Source organism: Alistipes sp. AF48-12 (assembly GCF_003477565.1).
GTDB classification, from domain to species: Bacteria; Bacteroidota; Bacteroidia; order Bacteroidales; family Rikenellaceae; genus Alistipes_A; species Alistipes_A hominis.
This window is the reverse complement of sequence record NZ_QUDJ01000011.1, coordinates 1-17,567: the sequence shown is the minus strand read 5'-3', so window position 1 is coordinate 17,567 and position 17,567 is coordinate 1. Positions and strand designations below refer to the sequence as shown.

The 17,567-nt window shown below is 55.7% G+C and carries 15 protein-coding genes and 2 pseudogenes; 8 read left to right on the top strand and 9 right to left on the bottom strand.

What is annotated here, in order from left to right; translation table 11 throughout:
* Positions 1-11 precede the first annotated feature (11 nt).
* From ccsA to DW082_RS08060, 5 genes and pseudogenes are all read right to left on the bottom strand, one after another.
* Positions 12-791: a cytochrome c biogenesis protein CcsA gene (gene ccsA, locus DW082_RS08080; protein ID WP_118458173.1), complete on the bottom strand. Its 780-nt coding sequence runs from the start codon at positions 789-791 to the stop codon at positions 12-14.
* Positions 778-2,034 carry a cytochrome c biogenesis protein ResB gene (locus DW082_RS08075; protein WP_259335560.1) on the bottom strand — a complete coding sequence of 419 codons (1,257 nt, stop codon included), beginning with the start codon at positions 2,032-2,034 and terminating at the stop codon, positions 778-780. Before DW082_RS08075 ends, ccsA begins: the two co-directional genes overlap by 14 nt.
* A 95-nt stretch (positions 2,035-2,129) precedes the next feature.
* On the bottom strand, positions 2,130-3,620 hold the full coding sequence (gene nrfA, locus DW082_RS08070) for an ammonia-forming cytochrome c nitrite reductase (RefSeq protein WP_118458171.1): 1,491 nt from the start codon (positions 3,618-3,620) through the stop codon (positions 2,130-2,132).
* 8 nt (positions 3,621-3,628) lie between these two features.
* Positions 3,629-4,215 (bottom strand): annotated as a pseudogene (nrfH, locus tag DW082_RS08065) (cytochrome c nitrite reductase small subunit).
* Between the two features lie 120 nt (positions 4,216-4,335).
* Complete coding sequence (locus tag DW082_RS08060; protein WP_118458236.1) at positions 4,336-5,010, bottom strand: Crp/Fnr family transcriptional regulator; 675 nt, start codon at positions 5,008-5,010, stop codon at positions 4,336-4,338.
* A 108-nt stretch (positions 5,011-5,118) separates the two neighbouring features.
* Between DW082_RS08060 and DW082_RS08055 the strand changes: the two genes are divergently transcribed.
* The 3 genes from DW082_RS08055 to DW082_RS08045 are packed head-to-tail and all read left to right on the top strand — an operon-like array spanning position 5,119 to position 8,070.
* The gene (locus DW082_RS08055) at positions 5,119-6,057 is read left to right on the top strand and encodes an ATP-binding protein (RefSeq protein ID WP_118458169.1); all 939 of its coding nucleotides are present in this window, start codon (positions 5,119-5,121) and stop codon (positions 6,055-6,057) included.
* A gap of 29 nt (positions 6,058-6,086) precedes the next feature.
* Positions 6,087-7,730, top strand: a complete 1,644-nt coding sequence (gene hcp, locus DW082_RS08050) for a hydroxylamine reductase (protein ID WP_118458167.1) — start codon at positions 6,087-6,089, stop codon at positions 7,728-7,730.
* Positions 7,731-7,743: 13 nt separating this feature from the next.
* Positions 7,744-8,070 (top strand): cupin domain-containing protein, encoded by a 327-nt coding sequence (locus DW082_RS08045; RefSeq protein ID WP_118458165.1) that lies wholly within the window; start codon positions 7,744-7,746, stop codon positions 8,068-8,070.
* Positions 8,071-8,380: 310 nt separating this feature from the next.
* On the opposite strand, the gene DW082_RS08040 is transcribed toward DW082_RS08045, so the two are convergent.
* Positions 8,381-8,833 (bottom strand): 6-bladed beta-propeller, encoded by a 453-nt coding sequence (locus DW082_RS08040; RefSeq protein WP_259335564.1) that lies wholly within the window; start codon positions 8,831-8,833, stop codon positions 8,381-8,383.
* Between the two features lie 585 nt (positions 8,834-9,418).
* Between DW082_RS08040 and kdsA the strand changes: the two are divergent.
* From kdsA to DW082_RS08015, 5 genes and pseudogenes are all read left to right on the top strand, one after another.
* A pseudogene (kdsA, locus tag DW082_RS08035) lies at positions 9,419-10,251 on the top strand (3-deoxy-8-phosphooctulonate synthase).
* Between the two features lie 102 nt (positions 10,252-10,353).
* The gene (locus DW082_RS08030; RefSeq protein ID WP_118458161.1) at positions 10,354-11,694 is read left to right on the top strand and encodes a peptidoglycan DD-metalloendopeptidase family protein; all 1,341 of its coding nucleotides are present in this window, start codon (positions 10,354-10,356) and stop codon (positions 11,692-11,694) included.
* Complete coding sequence (locus tag DW082_RS08025) at positions 11,691-12,122, top strand: pyridoxamine 5'-phosphate oxidase family protein (RefSeq protein ID WP_101571477.1); 432 nt, start codon at positions 11,691-11,693, stop codon at positions 12,120-12,122. Before DW082_RS08030 ends, DW082_RS08025 begins: the two co-directional genes overlap by 4 nt.
* A gap of 1 nt (position 12,123) precedes the next feature.
* The gene (locus DW082_RS08020) at positions 12,124-13,158 is read left to right on the top strand and encodes an NAD-dependent epimerase/dehydratase family protein (RefSeq protein ID WP_180951514.1); all 1,035 of its coding nucleotides are present in this window, start codon (positions 12,124-12,126) and stop codon (positions 13,156-13,158) included.
* Complete coding sequence (locus DW082_RS08015; protein WP_118458159.1) at positions 13,155-13,826, top strand: 2-C-methyl-D-erythritol 4-phosphate cytidylyltransferase; 672 nt, start codon at positions 13,155-13,157, stop codon at positions 13,824-13,826. Before DW082_RS08020 ends, DW082_RS08015 begins: the two co-directional genes overlap by 4 nt.
* A gap of 57 nt (positions 13,827-13,883) precedes the next feature.
* On the opposite strand, the gene DW082_RS08010 is transcribed toward DW082_RS08015, so the two are convergent.
* Genes DW082_RS08010 through DW082_RS08000 form a run of 3 tightly spaced genes read right to left on the bottom strand, consistent with a single transcriptional unit; the run spans position 13,884 to position 17,275 of the window.
* The gene (locus tag DW082_RS08010) at positions 13,884-14,978 is read right to left on the bottom strand and encodes a lysylphosphatidylglycerol synthase transmembrane domain-containing protein (protein ID WP_081032486.1); all 1,095 of its coding nucleotides are present in this window, start codon (positions 14,976-14,978) and stop codon (positions 13,884-13,886) included.
* Positions 14,979-14,985: 7 nt separating this feature from the next.
* On the bottom strand, positions 14,986-16,245 hold the full coding sequence (locus DW082_RS08005) for a peptidase U32 family protein (protein ID WP_101571651.1): 1,260 nt from the start codon (positions 16,243-16,245) through the stop codon (positions 14,986-14,988).
* Between the two features lie 55 nt (positions 16,246-16,300).
* Positions 16,301-17,275, bottom strand: a complete 975-nt coding sequence (locus tag DW082_RS08000) for a polyprenyl synthetase family protein (protein ID WP_101571473.1) — start codon at positions 17,273-17,275, stop codon at positions 16,301-16,303.
* Positions 17,276-17,567 lie beyond the last annotated feature (292 nt).

Genomic DNA, 17,567 nt, shown 5'->3' with positions numbered 1-17,567 from the left:
AAACCGTCAACTCAATACACGTGAATACTCCCTTGCGCCGAAGGTAGGTAATTGACCCCGACCCAGGTAATCAGCAGCAGGATAAACGCCACGGGTAATACCCATGCCGTAAGTCGGGGATGTACCGGACGCAGGCGCATATGGATATACGCGAGGTAGACGCCCGCGGTCACGAATGCCCAGGTCTCCTTCGGGTCCCACGACCAATAGTGTCCCCAAGCAGCTTTGGCCCAGAAACACCCCATCAGCATTCCAAGCATCAGAAAGCCGAATCCGGCATAGACCAGATTATCCATCAACCCGAACAGTTTCGGATCGGATACGCTCCGGCCAAGTTTTCGGATTTGCAGGAGGGCGGCGATGGTCGCCGCGCCGAGCATGGCGTAGGAGAGGATATAGACCGTTACATGGGGCACGAACCAATAGCTTTGCAGGGCGGGCATTAGGCTTTTGGAGTGTATCTCCGGCTTGAGCAGGTTGATGACCCCAAAAACGATCGCCACCAGTGCGCTGAATGACAGCAGCCACGGGTATTTCCAGTGCTTGTAGGTGACGTATCCTACCAGTGCGAGGAAAAACGAGTACCAAAGCCGCGTTTCGCCCATCGTGCGCAGGGGCGGTCGTTCCAGTCCCACCCACAGCGCAACAATAAAGGCGGCGAACACGGCGATACCCAGCAGCATCAGCCACTCCGCAGCTCTCCTTGCTGCAGGCTTGTATATTAGGGTTCCGGCTCCGCCCCACAGCAACATTGCGGGCAGGGCAAACCAGATAAAGCTACTCCACGTCATCTTTCGTCTCCTTTCTTTTACGGCCGCTCCACAGCATGCACACCGATCCGGCCATCAGCAGAGCCAGTCCGACATAAACCGGGACAAGCCACGGATCGTAAACCAGTTCGATGCTCGTGTAGGACGACATCTTGCCCGCCCCCTTGTCATAACCGTATTGGTAAAACATCCACGCCCCCATCCTCAGCGGTTTGTTCTCTTCGAGCAAGGCGTGGGACTGACGCCCCTCCTCTGTATAAACTTCGATGTCCGACACGTAACGCCTGGGTTCCGGGCCAGTCATCACCATGGCATGGCGGTCGTCGAGGTTCAGCGTCATGTAGAGCTGCGCCGCGTTTCCCGCGCAGACCCAGCCCTGTATCCGTTCGTCCGTACTCCGGTTCCGCACCTCCACGCGAGCGGCCGGAGTGGCTCCCGGCATCGGAGCCTCGCGGTAGGTACTGTCGCCGTGGCGCACGGCTTCATGGATATATTGCAGCAAATGCACCTGCCACTCGCCGAGCATACCATCCGGCTCTTTTTCGTCGATCTGAAAATAGGCCGGCTTTCCTTCCGGAAGTACGGACCCGGACGTGCGGTCTATCACGGCCAATTTGGGAGGATATTCCTCCATGCGGAAGTCTTTCAACCCAATGGCCACAGGAAGGTCGAGTACCCGTCCGTCCTCGCTGTAAACCCGCCACTCGGTCTCTCCTTCGCGGATGTGCATCACATAGCGTTTCATGTCCGCCGAACCGAGTCCAGCGGCCAGCAGGACGATCCACAGTCCGGCATGGTTCAGATAAAAGGCGTAATCCCGAAGACGGAAGGTCGCCAGACGGCGCACAAGGAGCACTCCCAGGGAGAGGAGCGTCAACAGGTAAACCAGTACGAAAGCCCACGAGGAGGTCATCTTTTCGAAACCGAATCCTTTCGATTCCGGGGTAACCGCGCCCGACGGAACCTGCGGGACAAGCCCCATGACAATACCCAGTACCACGAAAGTACAGATCAGGGTTACGGACATCGGCACACCCGAGAGCCAGCCCGCGAACGCACTTCGCCGTCTCAACCCGAGCAGTGCCACAATGAGCAGGATCGATCCCGCTGCGATCAGGCTGACGGGGAATCGCAACAGACTGAAGTCGAATCCCCCGGCCACGACCTGCAACAACCAGCCCATCGCCACCACCGCCGCGACGACAGCGACGCTTTCCCTGTATCCCCACGGATACTGCCACATCTTTTTCCGTTCTTTTTCCATGACTGATTTCAAAAGATTGCCCGGCGGACTATGCCGGGCAATCTCGTTTTCCCGGAAACAGGATCAAGGGACGCCCCGTTTCCGTAACCGATTATTTACAAAAGTTTCCCCTCGTTTTTCGCTTTGGCGACCCATTGGGGTACGACAGCCTCTTTCCAACGCTCCTTGTCTTTTGTGATTTTCTCCATATCGAGACCGATATAAGCCTGAGCCTTGTCCTTGGTCGAAAGGTCGGGCATGGACACCTCTTTGACGTTGTGGGTATAGAGCACTTTTTGCAATGCGAGTTGTGCCTGTAGCGACTTGTCGAGGCTGTGGGCCAGAATGCGCTGCGTTTCCACCGGAGCGTGGAACGATCCTCCGTGCGACGCCACGGCGAAATCCCAGCGCCACTGAGCCTGGCGAAGCAACCGGAGCGACTCTTTCATCTCGCTCTCCGAAGCGCCGTTGTCCCATGCGGATTTGGCCATGATATGCGCCTTGGAAAGTTCCGTTTCGATCCGGTCACGGATCTCCAGCGCCTTGTCCTGATAATCATAAACGTATTTGCGCAGGTTTTCCTCGCTGTCGCGGTGGCAGGTCTGGCAGGTTGAGGAGATATTCTTGAATGGGCTCATTACCTGATGGTTCGAGTATTTAATACCTCCCTCGGACATGTAGGGCATGTGGCAGTCGGCGCAACCCAATCCCCGTTGAGCATGCGGTCCTAACTGGAAGAGTTCGTAATCGGGGTGTTGCGCCTTGAGCATCGGGGCGCGGCTCAGTGCGTGCGTCCAGTCGGAGAACTCGGTCTGGTCGTAATAGGTTTCGATCTCTTCCACGGTCTGGCCCTTGTCCCACGGGAAGGTAAGGTATTTGCCGTCGCCCTTGAAATAATACTCCACATGGCACTGGGCGCATACTAGCGTGCGCATTTCCTGCGGCGTGGCGTCGGCGACACTCTTTCCCTGACGTTCGAATGCCTCGATCAGTGCAGGGCGGGTGATAGTGAGGTTCATCGTCTCGGGATCATGGCAATCGGCGCAGCCGAGCGGATTGACGATCTCCGTGCCCAATTCGCTCCACTTGTGCTTGTAGAACTCCGCGATTCCCTGCTCGTGCATCACACGGGGAACGTCGGGACTCTTGCACGTCCAGCAGGTTCCGGGCTGCATGTCGGGGGTGTCCGCATCGGGTGTGCCGGTGCGCAGGGTCGAACGCATGTCCTCGATGGTGTAGGCATGGCCCCGTGGTGCGGCGTAATCGCGCGAGAAAGCGTAACCCGCCCAAAGTACCACCATCTCGGGCCGCTCCGCCAGTACGTCCTCGGGTGCATTACCCAAATGTTTGCTTCGGAAGTCGGTTTCGGCCGTTTTTTTCCACGTGTCGTATTCACGCGGGAAGTTCTCGCCCCAGATTTCGTTGCGTGGTTCGATGCCCGTGATCTTGACCTTCACATTGTTGTAGAGTGTGGCGATCTCCGCCCTCCGCTCCGTGACCGACGCGGCCAACAGGCCGAGCAGGAACACGCACACCATGACTGCACCCAGAATGCCCCATCCGATAATGGGCTTGCGGCGGATCGCTTCCGATAATTTTTTGAACATAACCGTAATTATTTATCGTTTTCTTTCATCATTTTCTTCAACCAGTCGGGCACGGGCGATTCGGGCAGCGGCACGATGGCTCCCGGCGAGGAGTTTAGGTTGCTCACTCCCGTGTGCGGGACCTGTGTGTGGCAGTCCAGCAAGCTTTTCCCTCACCTTGGCGGGACTGTGTAAAGTCGATCATTCCCGTTTTGACAAACTCCGTGTTAAGTTGTGTATGGCAGCGGATGCAATTCTCCATGATGACGTTGCTGCTGCCCTCGCGAGGCCGGATCACCTGAGGTTCGGCGCGTAGGGTGAACACTGCCGCGTGATATAGTCCGTCCATTGCCTTGAAGCCATACTTGGCGGCCGTGCTGGTGTGCGGAACATGGCAATCGTTGCACACCGCCTGATGGGCATGGGAGCTATGGTTCCACGACTGGTAATAGGTCGCCATAATATGGCAGTTAACGCAGGCCGCCGGATCGTCCGAAAGGTAGGAGTGGGCGCGCGACATATAAATGGTGTAAATTCCCAGACCCGCCAGAATACCGCCCACTACAAACAGGGGCAGGATCATGGAAAGGGGCAGTCGGCTGAGGATTTTTCTCATCACGCGTAACTTCGTTAAAAGTATAAACTGCAATGCATTATATCGCAATTTAAGAATACTCTGACAAAGAAACAAATATTATCCCGCAAAAAGCGTAACCGATGTTACGTCTGTGTGTTTTCAGAACCGGATCAGCCGGGCCAGCTCTTCTTTCCGGAGAATTCGGATCGTTTTCCGGCCGGCTTCGATCAGTCCGTCCCGCTGCATATGGGTGATTTCGCGTTCGAGCGAAGGGCGGGAAACGCCGAAATACTCGGCCAGCGCAGCTTTGGTTTTATCGAGCACGACTGTGTCCGAGCCGCTTTTTTTAGCCAACTGCAGCAGGTACATGGCGACCTTCTGACGGATTGTGCGGAAGGACATAAAGTGCAGTTTGCGGCTCAGGCGCGTAGCGAAATCGGCCGAAATGTCGAGGTAATTTTTCAGGATCGCTTCGCTCATGGAGAGCATCCTGAGAATGGACTGTTTGGGAATCACGACCGCTTCGACCCGCTCCCGGGCGGTAGCCTGCACCGGGAAGCGGTTGTTCTCCCCGAACAGGAACAGAATCGCCAGCGGATTGGGCGCCTCGATGTCCTCCACCTTGACAACTTTGCCCGAAGCGTCGGTCATCTCGGCCTTGACGCTCCCCTTCAGCAGCAGAATCAGGCGATTGACCGGTTCGTCCTGCATCGCGAGGATTTCACCCTTTTCAAACTCCGTTTTCGTGATTTTCAAATCGGCGAAAATCTTTTCCAGTTCCGCAGCCGAAACGCCCCGAAACAGGGGCAACGAGGTTAATCCTGAATAGTCCATCATAACAACAACATAAGTTTCGGCAAAGATAGAATAAATTTCGAGTGTAACAATGGTGACAGTTCAGAAACCCTTATGGCCGTACTTTTGCGGTAAAAGAACCTTACCATGAAACGAACGGTCATTCAAATCGACGAAAATCTGTGCAACGGCTGCGGTAATTGTGTCACCGGATGCCACGAAGGCGCGTTGCAACTGATCGACGGCAAAGCCGTGATGGTCAGCGACCTCTATTGCGACGGACTGGGCGCCTGTATCGGCGAGTGTCCCGTGGGGGCGATCACCTTTATGGAGCGGGAAGCCAAGCCCTACGACGAAATCGCCGTAATGGAGCGGCTCGTTCCCAAAGGCGAGGCGGCAGTTCTTGCCCACCTGAAGCATCTGCACGACCACGGCGAGGCGGAGTGGGTAAGGCAGGGCGTAGAGTACCTCGACCGGCACGGGATAAAGATGGACCTCTCCCTGTTCGGAGCCGAGGTCTCCTCGCATGATAGCGCCGGGGATGGGGAACCGAGACCTGAAGCATGTCGTCCGGCGATGCAAAACGCAAAGACACCTTTGGCCTGCGGTTGTCCCGGATCGATGGCGCGGGAAATTCGCAGGCCGGGAAAGGGATTCTCCATGGCTCCGAATCGCAATATGGAGCAGGTGCAACCAATCCAACGATCCGAGTTGAGCCAGTTTCCCGTGCAGTTGCATCTGCTCAATCCTCAGGCCGGATTTCTCCGCGGCGCCGACCTACTGCTGGCCGCGGATTGTACGGCGTTCGCCAGCGGGGAGTTTCACGGTCGTTTCCTTCGCGGGAAATCGCTCGCTATCGCTTGTCCGAAACTCGATAGCAACACGGAGGTCTATGTCGATAAATTGACGGAAATGATCGACGTTGCAAAAATCGACACGCTGACAGTGCTCGTCATGGAGGTCCCCTGCTGCCGGGGGCTGGTCCGTATCGCCCAACTGGCCCGGGAACAGGCAGAGCGGAATATTCCGATTAAGGTCATCGTGCTTTCGGTCGCCGGGGAAGTCGTCAGCGACCAGTGGATATAGAAAATCACTCACTTAAATATACCGATATTATGGAAATGTTCTGTTTTCAATGTCAGGAAGCGGCCGGAGGGAAAGGCTGCACGATCCAGGGAGTTTGCGGTAAACTGCCGCAGACAGCCCATCTGATGGACGTATTGCTCTATGCCGTGCGCGGTGAGGCGATCGTCAACCGTGCCCTGCGTGAAAAGGGTGCGCCGGACCAGGAGGCCAGCCGCCAGATAATCGACGCATTATTCAGTACCATCACCAACGCCAACTTCGATGATGAGGCGCTCAAAATGCGTATCGCCAAAGCCCTGGCCAAAAAGAACGAACTGATCGGAACGGCCAAAAAACGGGGCATTGCTCTTTCTGACCTGCCCGAAATCGCTTTCCATCCTGAACCGTTGGAATATGAGTCCGCCGCCGCGAAAGTCGGGGTACTGAGCATGGAGAACGAGGACATCCGCTCGCTCAAACAGATGGTCATTTACGGGGTGAAAGGCGCCGCTGCTTACGCGGAGCATGCCCTGAACCTCGGATTCGAGGACCCGGACATCTTCGCCATGCTCGAAAACGCGCTGGCCGAGGTGAGCCGCCCCGACATCGACGCCGATTCGCTCGTGGTGCTCGTGCTCAACGTGGGTGAATGCGGAGTGAAGGCGATGGCCCTTTTGGACAAGGCCAACACGACCACTTACGGCAACCCGGAGATCACCAAAGTAAATATCGGGGTCAGGAACAACCCGGGCATTCTGGTCAGCGGACACGATCTGAAAGATTTCGAGGAGTTGCTCGAACAGACCGCCGGGACAGGCGTGGACGTTTATACCCACAGCGAGATGCTTCCGGCCCACTACTATCCCGCTTTCAAGAAGTATCCGCATTTTGCCGGCAATTACGGCAACGCGTGGTGGCGCCAGCGGGAGGAGTTCGCCACGTTCAACGGACCGATCCTTTTTACCACCAACTGCATCGTTCCTCCGCTGAAGAATGCCTCCTATGCCGACCGTATTTACACCACCGGTTCGTCGGGACTCTCGGGCGCACCCCACATTCCCGCCCGCAAGGACGGCAAGCCGAAAGACTTCTCCGCCTTGATCGCCCATGCCAAACGGTGCGCGCCGCCCACGGAGATCGAGCACGGGGAGATCGTCGGCGGGTTCGCACACCATCAGGTGCTGGCGCTGGCCGATAAGGTGGTCTATGCCGTGAAATCGGGAGCGATCAAAAAGTTCGTCGTCATGGCCGGATGCGACGGACGCTTCAAATCGCGCCAGTACTATACCGACTTCGCCGCCGAGCTTCCCGGGGACACGGTGATCCTGACGGCGGGATGTGCCAAGTACCGTTATAACAAACTGCCTCTGGGTGACATCGGCGGCATTCCCCGAGTGCTGGATGCCGGACAGTGCAACGACAGTTACTCATTGGTTGTGATTGCACTGGCCCTGCAAAAGGCGTTCGGGCTGAAAAGCGTCAACGACCTGCCGATCGTCTACAACATCGCGTGGTATGAGCAAAAGGCCGTGATCGTGCTGCTCGCCCTGCTTTCGCTCGGCGTGAAGAATATCCACCTCGGTCCTACGCTTCCGGCTTTCCTCTCGCCGAACGTAGCTAATGTATTGGTTGAAAAGTTCGGGATCAGTGGTATTTCGACCCCGGAAGAGGATATGAAAAACTGGATGCAATAAAAACAAAAAAACAATGAAAGATACTTTCCCAAAATCCTCCGTCATGGTCATCGGGGAGATGATCGGCTACGCGGACGGAGGTGTCGTCAGCAAACAGGTGCTGAAAAGCGAGGCAGGTAACATTACCCTCTTCTCCTTTGACCGCGATCAGGGACTGAGCGAACACACCGCACCTTTCGACGCGCTGGTGCAAATACTCGACGGTGAGGCGGAGATCATGCTCGGAGGCGAAACTATCCGCCTGAAAAAGGGGGAATCGGTCATCATGCCTGCCGGTGTGAAACACTCCCTGCATGCCATTATCCGGTTTAAAATGCTGCTGACTATGATTCGGGGTTAGATCGAACTTATATGTAAAAAAAAAGGCCGTCCTCCATTTAATACTCAGAAGGAGGACGGCTTTATTATTGTGTCTTCCCGAAAACCGACAGACAATACTTCACGAAAAAATTATCGAATGAAAAAGCCATTCAATGAATATGCAGACTCCTATCTTACTTTTTGCAATCCGACAGAACATTTCTATTCATACGGAAATGAAAGAAATACCAAATTGTAAATACACATAAATTATTTGTTATCTTTGTATCAGTTATTTGAGGTTGTGAACATCGATGCATCAGACGGAAAACAGAACCGTTGCCAAGTCGTTACCTCATCCCAATAAAAAAAAGTGCAACAAGTAAATTATCAACTTGTTGCACCATTTTAAAGGTAGTCCTTATTGGATCGTCTTTATTGATTTCGAAATGTCCGAGATACTTGCCCGATGTCATTTCGTATTTATTGATCCGTTGTCTTGGCCCGTCGAGAATGTAGATGATTCTGTTTTTCTGATCCAAGGTGAAATCGAAGGGTTTTATGTATTCTCCGGGACCGGAACCGATGTTTCCTATTTGCTGAATATAGTTTCCGTTGCGCGAATATTTAAAGACGCCTTTGGAAATATTGATGTCCAAAATATAAATGATGCTGTCGTCCGCTTGTATTTTGTCTATATTTCCGATGACTTTCTCTTCCGAGTCGAGAATTATAGTTTCCAAATCACAGAAAATAGATGAGAATACAAACGATCGTTCCTTTGTTGAATGATCGAGGTCGATTGAGTATAAATTTTTTGTTTTCCATGAGATTATCGTCCTGCCGCGGGCCTGAGCAGGACGATAATAGAAAACATATCGAAGATAAGCGAATGAAATGATCGAGTACGGATTTAGCGTTTTTTAGATCAAGCATGTTTAACCTTTGATTAGTTGCAATAGATAACTTCTACATTTTGCGATCCCCCCTGTCCGGTTTCCTTGGCAATCGTAGGTGTAATAAGTATATCCTTCCCAGCAACTGCCTCCGTTGCCGGCTTGGCACATATCCGTAAATGTCGTAAGCGTAGTTGCATGATTCCGCTGCAATTCGTTTTGATATTTTAATTGATGTCTTTATGAAGTATTCATTTGTGATATGAATGTATAACAAATGTATAACAAATGCAAATTAATATGTTTCGATTAACAGTTCTGGTGTCAAAGCGAAAATTAGTGGTTTTTGTAAAAAGGTCGGCTTGATTGAGGTTTTGCCTATTTTATCCGTATAAAAAAAAGCCGTAAACGGGCTTCTCCGGATGCGGTTTGCGGGGGGTATTTGTCGTATCGGGAGGTTTTGTTATCTTTACCGGATAAAATTCCGAGGATATGAACGAAGTGCTGAACCGAATTCCGAATATCAAACATACCGGCAGCGGCATGTTTTTCCTGATGGCCGGACCTTGCGTCGTCGAGGACGCGGATATGTTGAAAACCGTGGCCGAAACAGCCTGCCGGATCACCGAGCGGCTGCGTATTCCCTATATATTCAAAGCGTCGTACCGCAAGGCGAACCGTTCGCGGCTCGACTCGTTCAGCGGGATCGGCGATGAAAAGGCGCTGAAACTGCTGGCCGACATCCGGCGCGGATTCGGCGTGCCGGTAGTGACCGATATCCACAACCCGGAAGAGGCTGCGATCGCCGCCGAATACGTCGACGTGTTGCAGATACCGGCTTTCCTGTGCCGCCAGACCGATCTGCTGGTTGCCGCCGCGAAGACCGGCAAGGTCGTCAATATCAAAAAGGGACAATTTCTCGCTCCGGAAGCGATGTCCTTCGCCGCCGGGAAAGTCCGCGATGCGGGCAATCCGAACGTGATGCTGACCGACCGGGGCACGACCTCGGTTATTACGACCTGATCGTCGATATGCGCGGCATCCCTGCGATGCAGAACCTCGGTTATCCCGTGGTTATGGACATTACCCATTCGTTGCAGCAGCCCAACCAGACGAGCGGCGTGACCGGCGGGCAGCCCGAAATGATCGAAACCATTGCGCGCGCATCGGTCGCGGCCGGCGTCGATGGTCTTTTTATCGAAACGCATCCGAACCCGGCCATTGCGAAAAGCGACGGGGCGAATATGCTGGCGCTGGATCGACTGGAAAGTCTTCTCGAACGGCTGGCGCGGATTCGGGAGACGATCAACGCATTCGGAAAATAGTCTTCGGACGGAGTGCCGCGCGGCGGCGCCCGTTCGTAAAATGACCATAAAAACCTCTTTCCGGACATTGCGCGTTCGCGGGAAGGAAAGTAATTTTGCGGAATGAAAAAAAATTGGAAAGTCATTGCGGTTTCCGCGGGCGGGGTGTTGGTGCTCGCCGTACTCGTTGTTTTGGCGCTGAACCGCAGCGGAGCGCCGTCCGAATCCGACGCCCTCGTTGATGTGCCTCAGGAAGATACGACCGTCCTGCTTTACGGAATCGACGTCGGGAAATACGACCTTGCCGAGAATACCGTGGAATTCGGCGAAACGATCGGGCAGATTTTCGGTCGTTACGGCGTGGGGCCCGGCCTGGTCGATCAGATTGCCCGGAAGTCGGAGCCCGTGTTCAGCCTGCGCGGGATCAAGGCGGGGCAGAAATATACCACCTTCCAGACGAAAGACTCGGCGGCCCGGCTGGCCTATTTCGTGTACGAGGCTTCGATGACCGATTACCTGGTGTTCGACCTGAGCGGGGATTCGGTGCGGGTCTATATGGATACGAAGAACGTGACCGTCAAACGGCGGATGAAGACGGCCACCATTACGTCGTCTTTGTGGAATTGCATGATCGACAATGGGATGAGTCCGATGCTGGCGATGGATCTGTCGGATATTTACGCCTGGTCGATCGACTTTTTCGGGATTCAGGAAGGCGATAACTTTACGGTGATCTATGACCAGAAATACGTGGATACGGTTGAAATCGGTCACGGGACGATCTGGGGCGCGCGATTCGAACACGGCGGAAAGAACTATTATGCGATCCCGTTCATGCAGGACGGCAAAGTGAGTTACTGGAACGAACAGGGGCAGAGCCTGCGTAAGAACCTGCTGAAAGCTCCGTTGAAATACAGCCGGATCAGTTCGCGCTTTTCGGCTTCGCGGCTGCACCCGATATTGCGTATCCGGCGTCCGCACTACGGGGTGGATTACGCCGCGCCTTCCGGTACGCCGGTCGTAGCGGTCGGAGACGGCGTGGTGATCGCCAAAGGATATGGCGGCGGAGGCGGTAATACGTTGAAAATTAAACACAATTCGGGACAGTTGGTTTCGGGCTATCTGCATTTGAAGGGGTATGCGAAAGGGATTAATAAGGGAACCCGAGTGCGTCAGGGACAGTTGATCGGTTACGTCGGTGCGACGGGATTGGCCACCGGGCCGCACCTGGATTTCCGGTTGTGGCGCAACGGGACGCCGATCGACCCGTTAAAAGTGCCCACCGAGCCGGCCGAACCGGTTCGCGCCGCCAACAAGCAGGCGTTCGACGGAGTCCGCGACCGGATCATGGCCGAGTTGAACGGCACGTTGGCCGATAGCCTGAAAGTCACGTCGTTCGCTCCGGCCGCCGATACGTCGCGCGCGGCGAACCCCGATTCGGTGAAACAGACTCCGGCCCGATGATCGACGAACGGATCGCGAAATTTCTCGCGGAGCATCATGTGCTGACGCTGGCGACGGAGGATGAGGAGGGGCCGTATTGTTGCAACTTGTTTTACGTTTACCTGCCGCAGCGCAACTGGTTCGTGGCGACTTCGGCCGCCGATACGCTGCATGTGCGGCAGGCGACGCGGAATCCGCGGGTCGCCGCGTCCGTGGTACTCGAAACCTCGGTCGTCGGCAAGGTGCGGGGATTGCAGTTGCGCGGTACGATGGCGCGGCCGGAAGGGGAGGAGCGTCGGGTCGCCCGGAATGCTTACCTCAGGCGGTTTCCGTTTGCGGCGGTGATGGATCTGGAGCTGTGGATCATCCGCCCCGTTTTTTTCAAGTACACGGACAACCGGCTCGGTTTCGGAAAAAAAATAATATGGGAAAACGATACGAACAGTTGAATTGAATACGCTGAAAGACAAACGAATTACGGTTACCGGAGGAACCGGATTGGTGGGTAGTCACCTCGTTGCCGAACTGCTCCGCGCCGGGTGTACGGTGAGGATGTTGGTACGCGATATAAAGCGGCAACAGTTGTTGCACCGGACGCTGGAGCGCATGGGTGTTTCGTCTTTTTACGACCGGATCGAATTTCGGGAAACGGCGCTGAATAACCCGCATGCGCTGCGTGAAGCGGTGGAGGGAACCGACGTGCTGTTCCACTGTGCGGCGCAGGTTTCTTTCGATCCGGAAAGGTCGGACGAAATTATCGTTGCGAATACCGAACTGGCGACGCATGTCGTGAACGCCTGCCTCGACAGCGGGGTCGGCTTGCTGGTGCATGTCAGTTCCGTGGCGACGCTCGGCCCGGCCCGGCCCGGGGAGAAGCTGGTCGATGAAACGTGCATACCGGACAGTCTGGTCGGATTGTCGGCCTATTCGGTCAGTAAGTTCTATGCGGAAAATATCGTCCGGCGGGGCGCCCTGCAGGGGTTGCGGACGGTTGTCGTCAATCCGTCGATCGTTATCGGCGAAGGGGACTGGAAATCGGGAAGTTCCCAGTTGATCGCATTCGGTGCCCACGGGAACTTTTTCTATACGAAAGGCGTAAAGGGGTACGTGGATGTCCGGGACGTGGCGCGGGCGACGGTTTTGTTGGCCGAAGTGCCGGAAGCTGTCGGACAGCGGTATATTCTTTCCGCCGAAAACCTTCCGTTCAAAGCGTTTTTTTCGATCGTCGCCGAGACGGCCGGCCGCCGTTTGCCGCGCATTTGTATCGGAACCCGTGCGCTGAACCTGGCCGCCGCCGCCGAGCGGGAACTTCGGCGGGTGACCCGGCACAAGCAGCTCCTGTCCGAATCGATCCTATCCAGCGCCGTCAGCAGTTCGTATTACAGCAATGAAAAGGTGTTGCGGACGCTCGATTTCGAATTTACCCCGGTGCCGGAGACGCTGCGAAGAGTCACCCGGGCCTATCTGGAAGAGAAGAAGAGATGAACCGTATTGCTGTGATTATCGTGGCCGGAGGTAGCGGCTCGCGGATGGGCGCCGAGGTTCCCAAGCAGTTCCTGGTGCTCGACGGGTTGCCGATCCTGATGCATACGATCCGGCGTTTCGCCGAGACGCTGGCGGATGCCCGGACGATCGTCGTACTGCCCGCAGCGCATATCGGCTATTGGCGGAATCTTTGCCGCGAATACGCTTTTACGACGCCGCATGAAGTCTGCGAGGGCGGAGCGACCCGTTTCGAGTCGGTGCGCCGCGGATTGGATCATGCGGGCGATGCCGGACTGGTCGCCGTACACGACGGCGTGCGGCCGCTGGTCGGCCGGGAAGTGATTCTGCGGGCCGTGCGGGATGCGCAGGCCTACGGGGCCGTGATTCCGGTCGTCGCACCGGTCGATTCGCTGCGGCGGATCGCGGACGGGGGCAGCAACATCGTAGACCGTTCTGCGTTCCGCATCGTCCAGACTCCGCAGGTTTTCCACACGGAAATTCTCCGGAAAGCCTATCGACAGCCTTTTCGGGACTCTTTTACCGACGATGCGAGCGTGGTCGAGGCGGACGGCGGACGGATATATCTTTGCGAAGGTTCTTATATGAATATCAAAATTACTACGCCGGTCGATATCGTGACGGCCGAGGCGTTGCTGAAAGTCCGGTAGTACCGCCGCGTCAGTCCGTTCCGCCCGTACCTTGGGTCTTTTTAGAGAATCCGTGGATTACTGTTTGTGCATGAATTTTTTCTTGATCCAGCGCGGGAAGATGATCGCGCCGATGGCGAGGTAGGGGTAGTAAGTTACCCCGCGCCACAGCAGGGCGATCAGCGTGGCCGCTCCCAACTGCATAGCCGGCGAAACGCTGATCAGGTCGCTGCAATAGCTCGAAAATACGTATTCTGCGAAGCCGCTTCCGCCGGGGGTAGGCATCACCAGCATCATGATCCAGATCACCAGCTGCCGCGCGAACAGCAGGAATTGGTCGCTGACTGCGAAAAAGGCCATGATCAGCGCATTGGCCACCAGGTAGCGCGAACTCCACGACAGGAAGGTCGAAGAACACGCTTTCAGCCAAAATTTGTAGTTGTAGCGCCGGATTTCGTGCGACGAGCGGATGATGTCCGTGCCGGTCTGTCCGGCCGCATGGTACCAGCGGCGCAGGAATTTCAGTTTGAAAACTTTCAACAGCAGCCATTTCAGCCCGCGCGGATTGACGAACAGCCCGTACGAAAGCACCAGCACGAATCCCAGTTTCAGGAAATAGCCGGTCAGCGCGATTCCCATCAGGCTGCGCGTAAGCACTCCGGAAGAGGTTGAAACGTCGAAAAGTTCCGACGGGCCGACGATCAGTATCAGCAGCGGGAACATCACGATGAAATAGAGTTCGTCGAGGAACGAGGTGAGCATTACGATCGCCGAGCTGCGCCCGACGCTGATCCCTTCTTTGTGGACGTAGATGATCGCGACGCTGGTGCCCCCGACGGCCGACGGCGTGATCGCCGACGTGAACTCCCACAGCATGATGACCCGGAACGCCTGCCGCCACGAAAGCTGGTTGTTGCTGAGGATGCGGATACGGATGATGTAGCCGATGTCGCGGCCGAACATGAACACCACGGCCATAACGAGCCAGAACACCATGTGCCACGAGAAAGTGATTCCGGAAAACACCTGGATGTCGAAGTCTTTCCACAGCATGTACCCTACCGCTCCCAATCCGATGAGGATCGGATAGAAAGCGTTCGAAAGCCGTATCTTGCTCAACGGGCTTTTCGGCGGATGCTGCGGCTCCGGGGTATTTTCGGGTCGGTTGTTCATTGTCTGTTTACCGGTTGTCCGGGACTTTTCCGGACGGTACCATTTTATTGAGTTTATCCCCGCGTCGTACCGGCGAAGGGGTTTTTACGGAACAATAGACGCCCTGAGGAACCCGTTCGGCGGATTTCAGGGCTACCCGGATGTCTTCGGCCGTGAATTCCAACACTCCGGTCGTCTCTCCGGTGATGAAAACTTCCTCTCCGGCTTCCAGCGGAGCCGCTTCGACCAGGATCTCCGCTACGCCGATCCGGGAGAAGTAATTCGTTACCTTGCCGACGTACACCTTGCGCATCGTGGCGGACGACCCGTAGTGACTGCTCCACTGTCCGGCCCGTTCGCCGAGGTAGTACCCGCCCCAGAAACCGCGGTTGAATACGGTCTGCAGCCGCTGCTTCCATGCCTCGGCCTTTTCCGGGGTATACGTTCCGGCTTCGATCGCCCGCAGCGCTTCGTCGTAGCATTCGACGACCCGTTTGACGTATTCCGCCGAACGGGCCCGGCCCTCGATCTTCAGCACCCGCACTCCGGCCTCCAGGAAACGGTCGAGGAAATCGACCGTGCAGAGGTCCTTCGGCGACATGATATAATGGTTCTCGATCTCCAGTTCTTCGCCGGTATCTTTGTCCCTGACCTCGTAAGCCCTGCGGCAGATCTGGCGACAGCTTCCCCGGTTTGCCGAACAGTTCGTGTGGTGCAGGCTCAGGTAGCATTTGCCGGAGATGGCCATGCAGAGCGCACCGTGCGCGAACATTTCGATTTTGACCGGTTTGCCGTGCGGACCGCGGATATCCCGCTCGAGAATGCCGCGGCGGATCGCCTGCACCTGCGCGAGGCTCAATTCGCGTGCCAGTACCACCACGTCGGCATATTGCGCGTAAAATGCGACCGATTCGATGTTCGACACGTTCAGTTGCGTGGAGATGTGGACTTCGAGACCGATCGATCGGGCGTAGAAAATCGCCGCCTGATCCGATGCGATCACGGCGTCCACGCCTTCCCGTCGGGCCCTGTCCAGAATCCGGCGCATTTCGGGCAGGTCTTCGTCGTATAGGATCGTATTGACGGTCAGGTAAGTGCGGATGCCGTTCTCGCGGGCGGTCGCGACGATCCTTGCCAGGTCGTCCAGCGTGAAGTTGAACGACGACCGGGCGCGCATGTTCAGTTGTTCGACGCCGAAATAGATCGAATCGGCTCCGGCCTGCACGGCCGCCGCCAGCGATTCGTAGCAGCCTACCGGCGCCATGATCTCGATTTCGTCGCGTTTTATCTTTTCCATCGTTTTGCAGTTGGGGCGCGTTGTCCCCATTTTTTCGAAAGACCCGTTATTTTTTGCGGTTCAACAGGGTTTCGCCCAGTTCCTGCAGCGGGACGATGCGTTCGATCCCGACTTCCAGGCTGTTGAGGATTCGGTCGGCATTGCGGAAATAGTCGGCGATCGCCTTTTCGGTGATCTTCCGGACTCCCAGCCGGTCGTAGATGCCACGCACGGTTTCGATTTTCTCCGCCGCCGACATGCCGCCGTCGTGCAGCCGCGCGAGCAGTTCGCCGCGGGTGGCCGCATCGGCGGTTTTCAGCGCCGTAGTCAGCAGGAACGTTTTTTTGCCGGCCAGGATATCCCCGCCGATCGGTTTGCCGAATACGGCGGCGTCGCCGTACGTGTCGAACAGGTCGTCCTGCAGTTGGAAAGCCAGTCCGACGTTGATCCCGAAGTTGTATAACAGTTCGGCCTGCCACGGTTGGGCTTCCGCGCAGATTGCCCCGAGTTTGAGCGCGCCGGCCAACAGCACGCCCGTTTTCAGCCGGATCATCTCCAGGTACCGGTCGACCGTTACGTCGTCGCGCGATTCGAAGTCCATGTCGTACTGCTGTCCTTCGCAGACGCCGATGGCCGTTTCGTTGAACGTTTCGAGTAGCTGTGGCAGCACTCTCCGGTCGCATCCGCACAACAGTTTATAAGCGTAGATCATCATTGCGTCGCCGGACAGGATCGCCACGTTGTCGTTCCAGCGCGTATGCACGGCAGGTTTGCCGCGACGGGTGTCGGAACGGTCCATGATGTCGTCGTGCAGCAGCGTGAAGTTGTGGAACACTTCGACGGCGAGAGCGGCCGGTTTGGCGCAGTCGATCTCATCGCGAAACAGGTTGCAGGCCATCAGCAGCGCGACCGGACGGATTCGTTTGCCGCCCTCTTCGAGTGAATAGACGATCGGAGCGTACAGCAGTTCGGGTTGCTGCGGATATTTCAGGTTTTTGATTTCGTTCTGAACGATATCGGCCAGTTCGTGGAAAGAGTACATAATGCCGGATTTTAAGGGTCTTCCGTTTGATTCGGATGCAAAGTTAAGAAAAAAACGTTACGGCCGTACCGGGGCGTCCGGCGGAACGTTGCCGCCGGACGCGCAATCTGTCCGGATTGCGAAATAATATCGGCGCGTCGCCGTTATTTTCAAACCGGATGCTTGCAGGGATGATTTTTTTAATATATTTGATGTAGTCTGAAGGTATTTAATTGACTACAAATAGATTAAAAGAAACTCGCATGAGAATAGGCAACGGATAAGAAATTGGTAAAGTGCTTTGATACACTAT

Coding starts and splice junctions, on each gene's coding strand:
- ccsA (WP_118458173.1), bottom strand. CDS start 791: ATGACGTGGAGTAGCTTTATCTGGTTTGCCCTGCCCGCAATGTTGCTG.
- DW082_RS08075 (WP_259335560.1), bottom strand. CDS start 2,034: ATGGAAAAAGAACGGAAAAAGATGTGGCAGTATCCGTGGGGATACAGG.
- nrfA (WP_118458171.1), bottom strand. CDS start 3,620: ATGTTCAAAAAATTATCGGAAGCGATCCGCCGCAAGCCCATTATCGGA.
- DW082_RS08060 (WP_118458236.1), bottom strand. CDS start 5,010: ATGGACTATTCAGGATTAACCTCGTTGCCCCTGTTTCGGGGCGTTTCG.
- DW082_RS08055 (WP_118458169.1), top strand. CDS start 5,119: ATGAAACGAACGGTCATTCAAATCGACGAAAATCTGTGCAACGGCTGC.
- hcp (WP_118458167.1), top strand. CDS start 6,087: ATGGAAATGTTCTGTTTTCAATGTCAGGAAGCGGCCGGAGGGAAAGGC.
- DW082_RS08045 (WP_118458165.1), top strand. CDS start 7,744: ATGAAAGATACTTTCCCAAAATCCTCCGTCATGGTCATCGGGGAGATG.
- DW082_RS08030 (WP_118458161.1), top strand. CDS start 10,354: ATGAAAAAAAATTGGAAAGTCATTGCGGTTTCCGCGGGCGGGGTGTTG.
- DW082_RS08025 (WP_101571477.1), top strand. CDS start 11,691: ATGATCGACGAACGGATCGCGAAATTTCTCGCGGAGCATCATGTGCTG.
- DW082_RS08015 (WP_118458159.1), top strand. CDS start 13,155: ATGAACCGTATTGCTGTGATTATCGTGGCCGGAGGTAGCGGCTCGCGG.
- DW082_RS08010 (WP_081032486.1), bottom strand. CDS start 14,978: ATGAACAACCGACCCGAAAATACCCCGGAGCCGCAGCATCCGCCGAAA.
- DW082_RS08000 (WP_101571473.1), bottom strand. CDS start 17,275: ATGTACTCTTTCCACGAACTGGCCGATATCGTTCAGAACGAAATCAAA.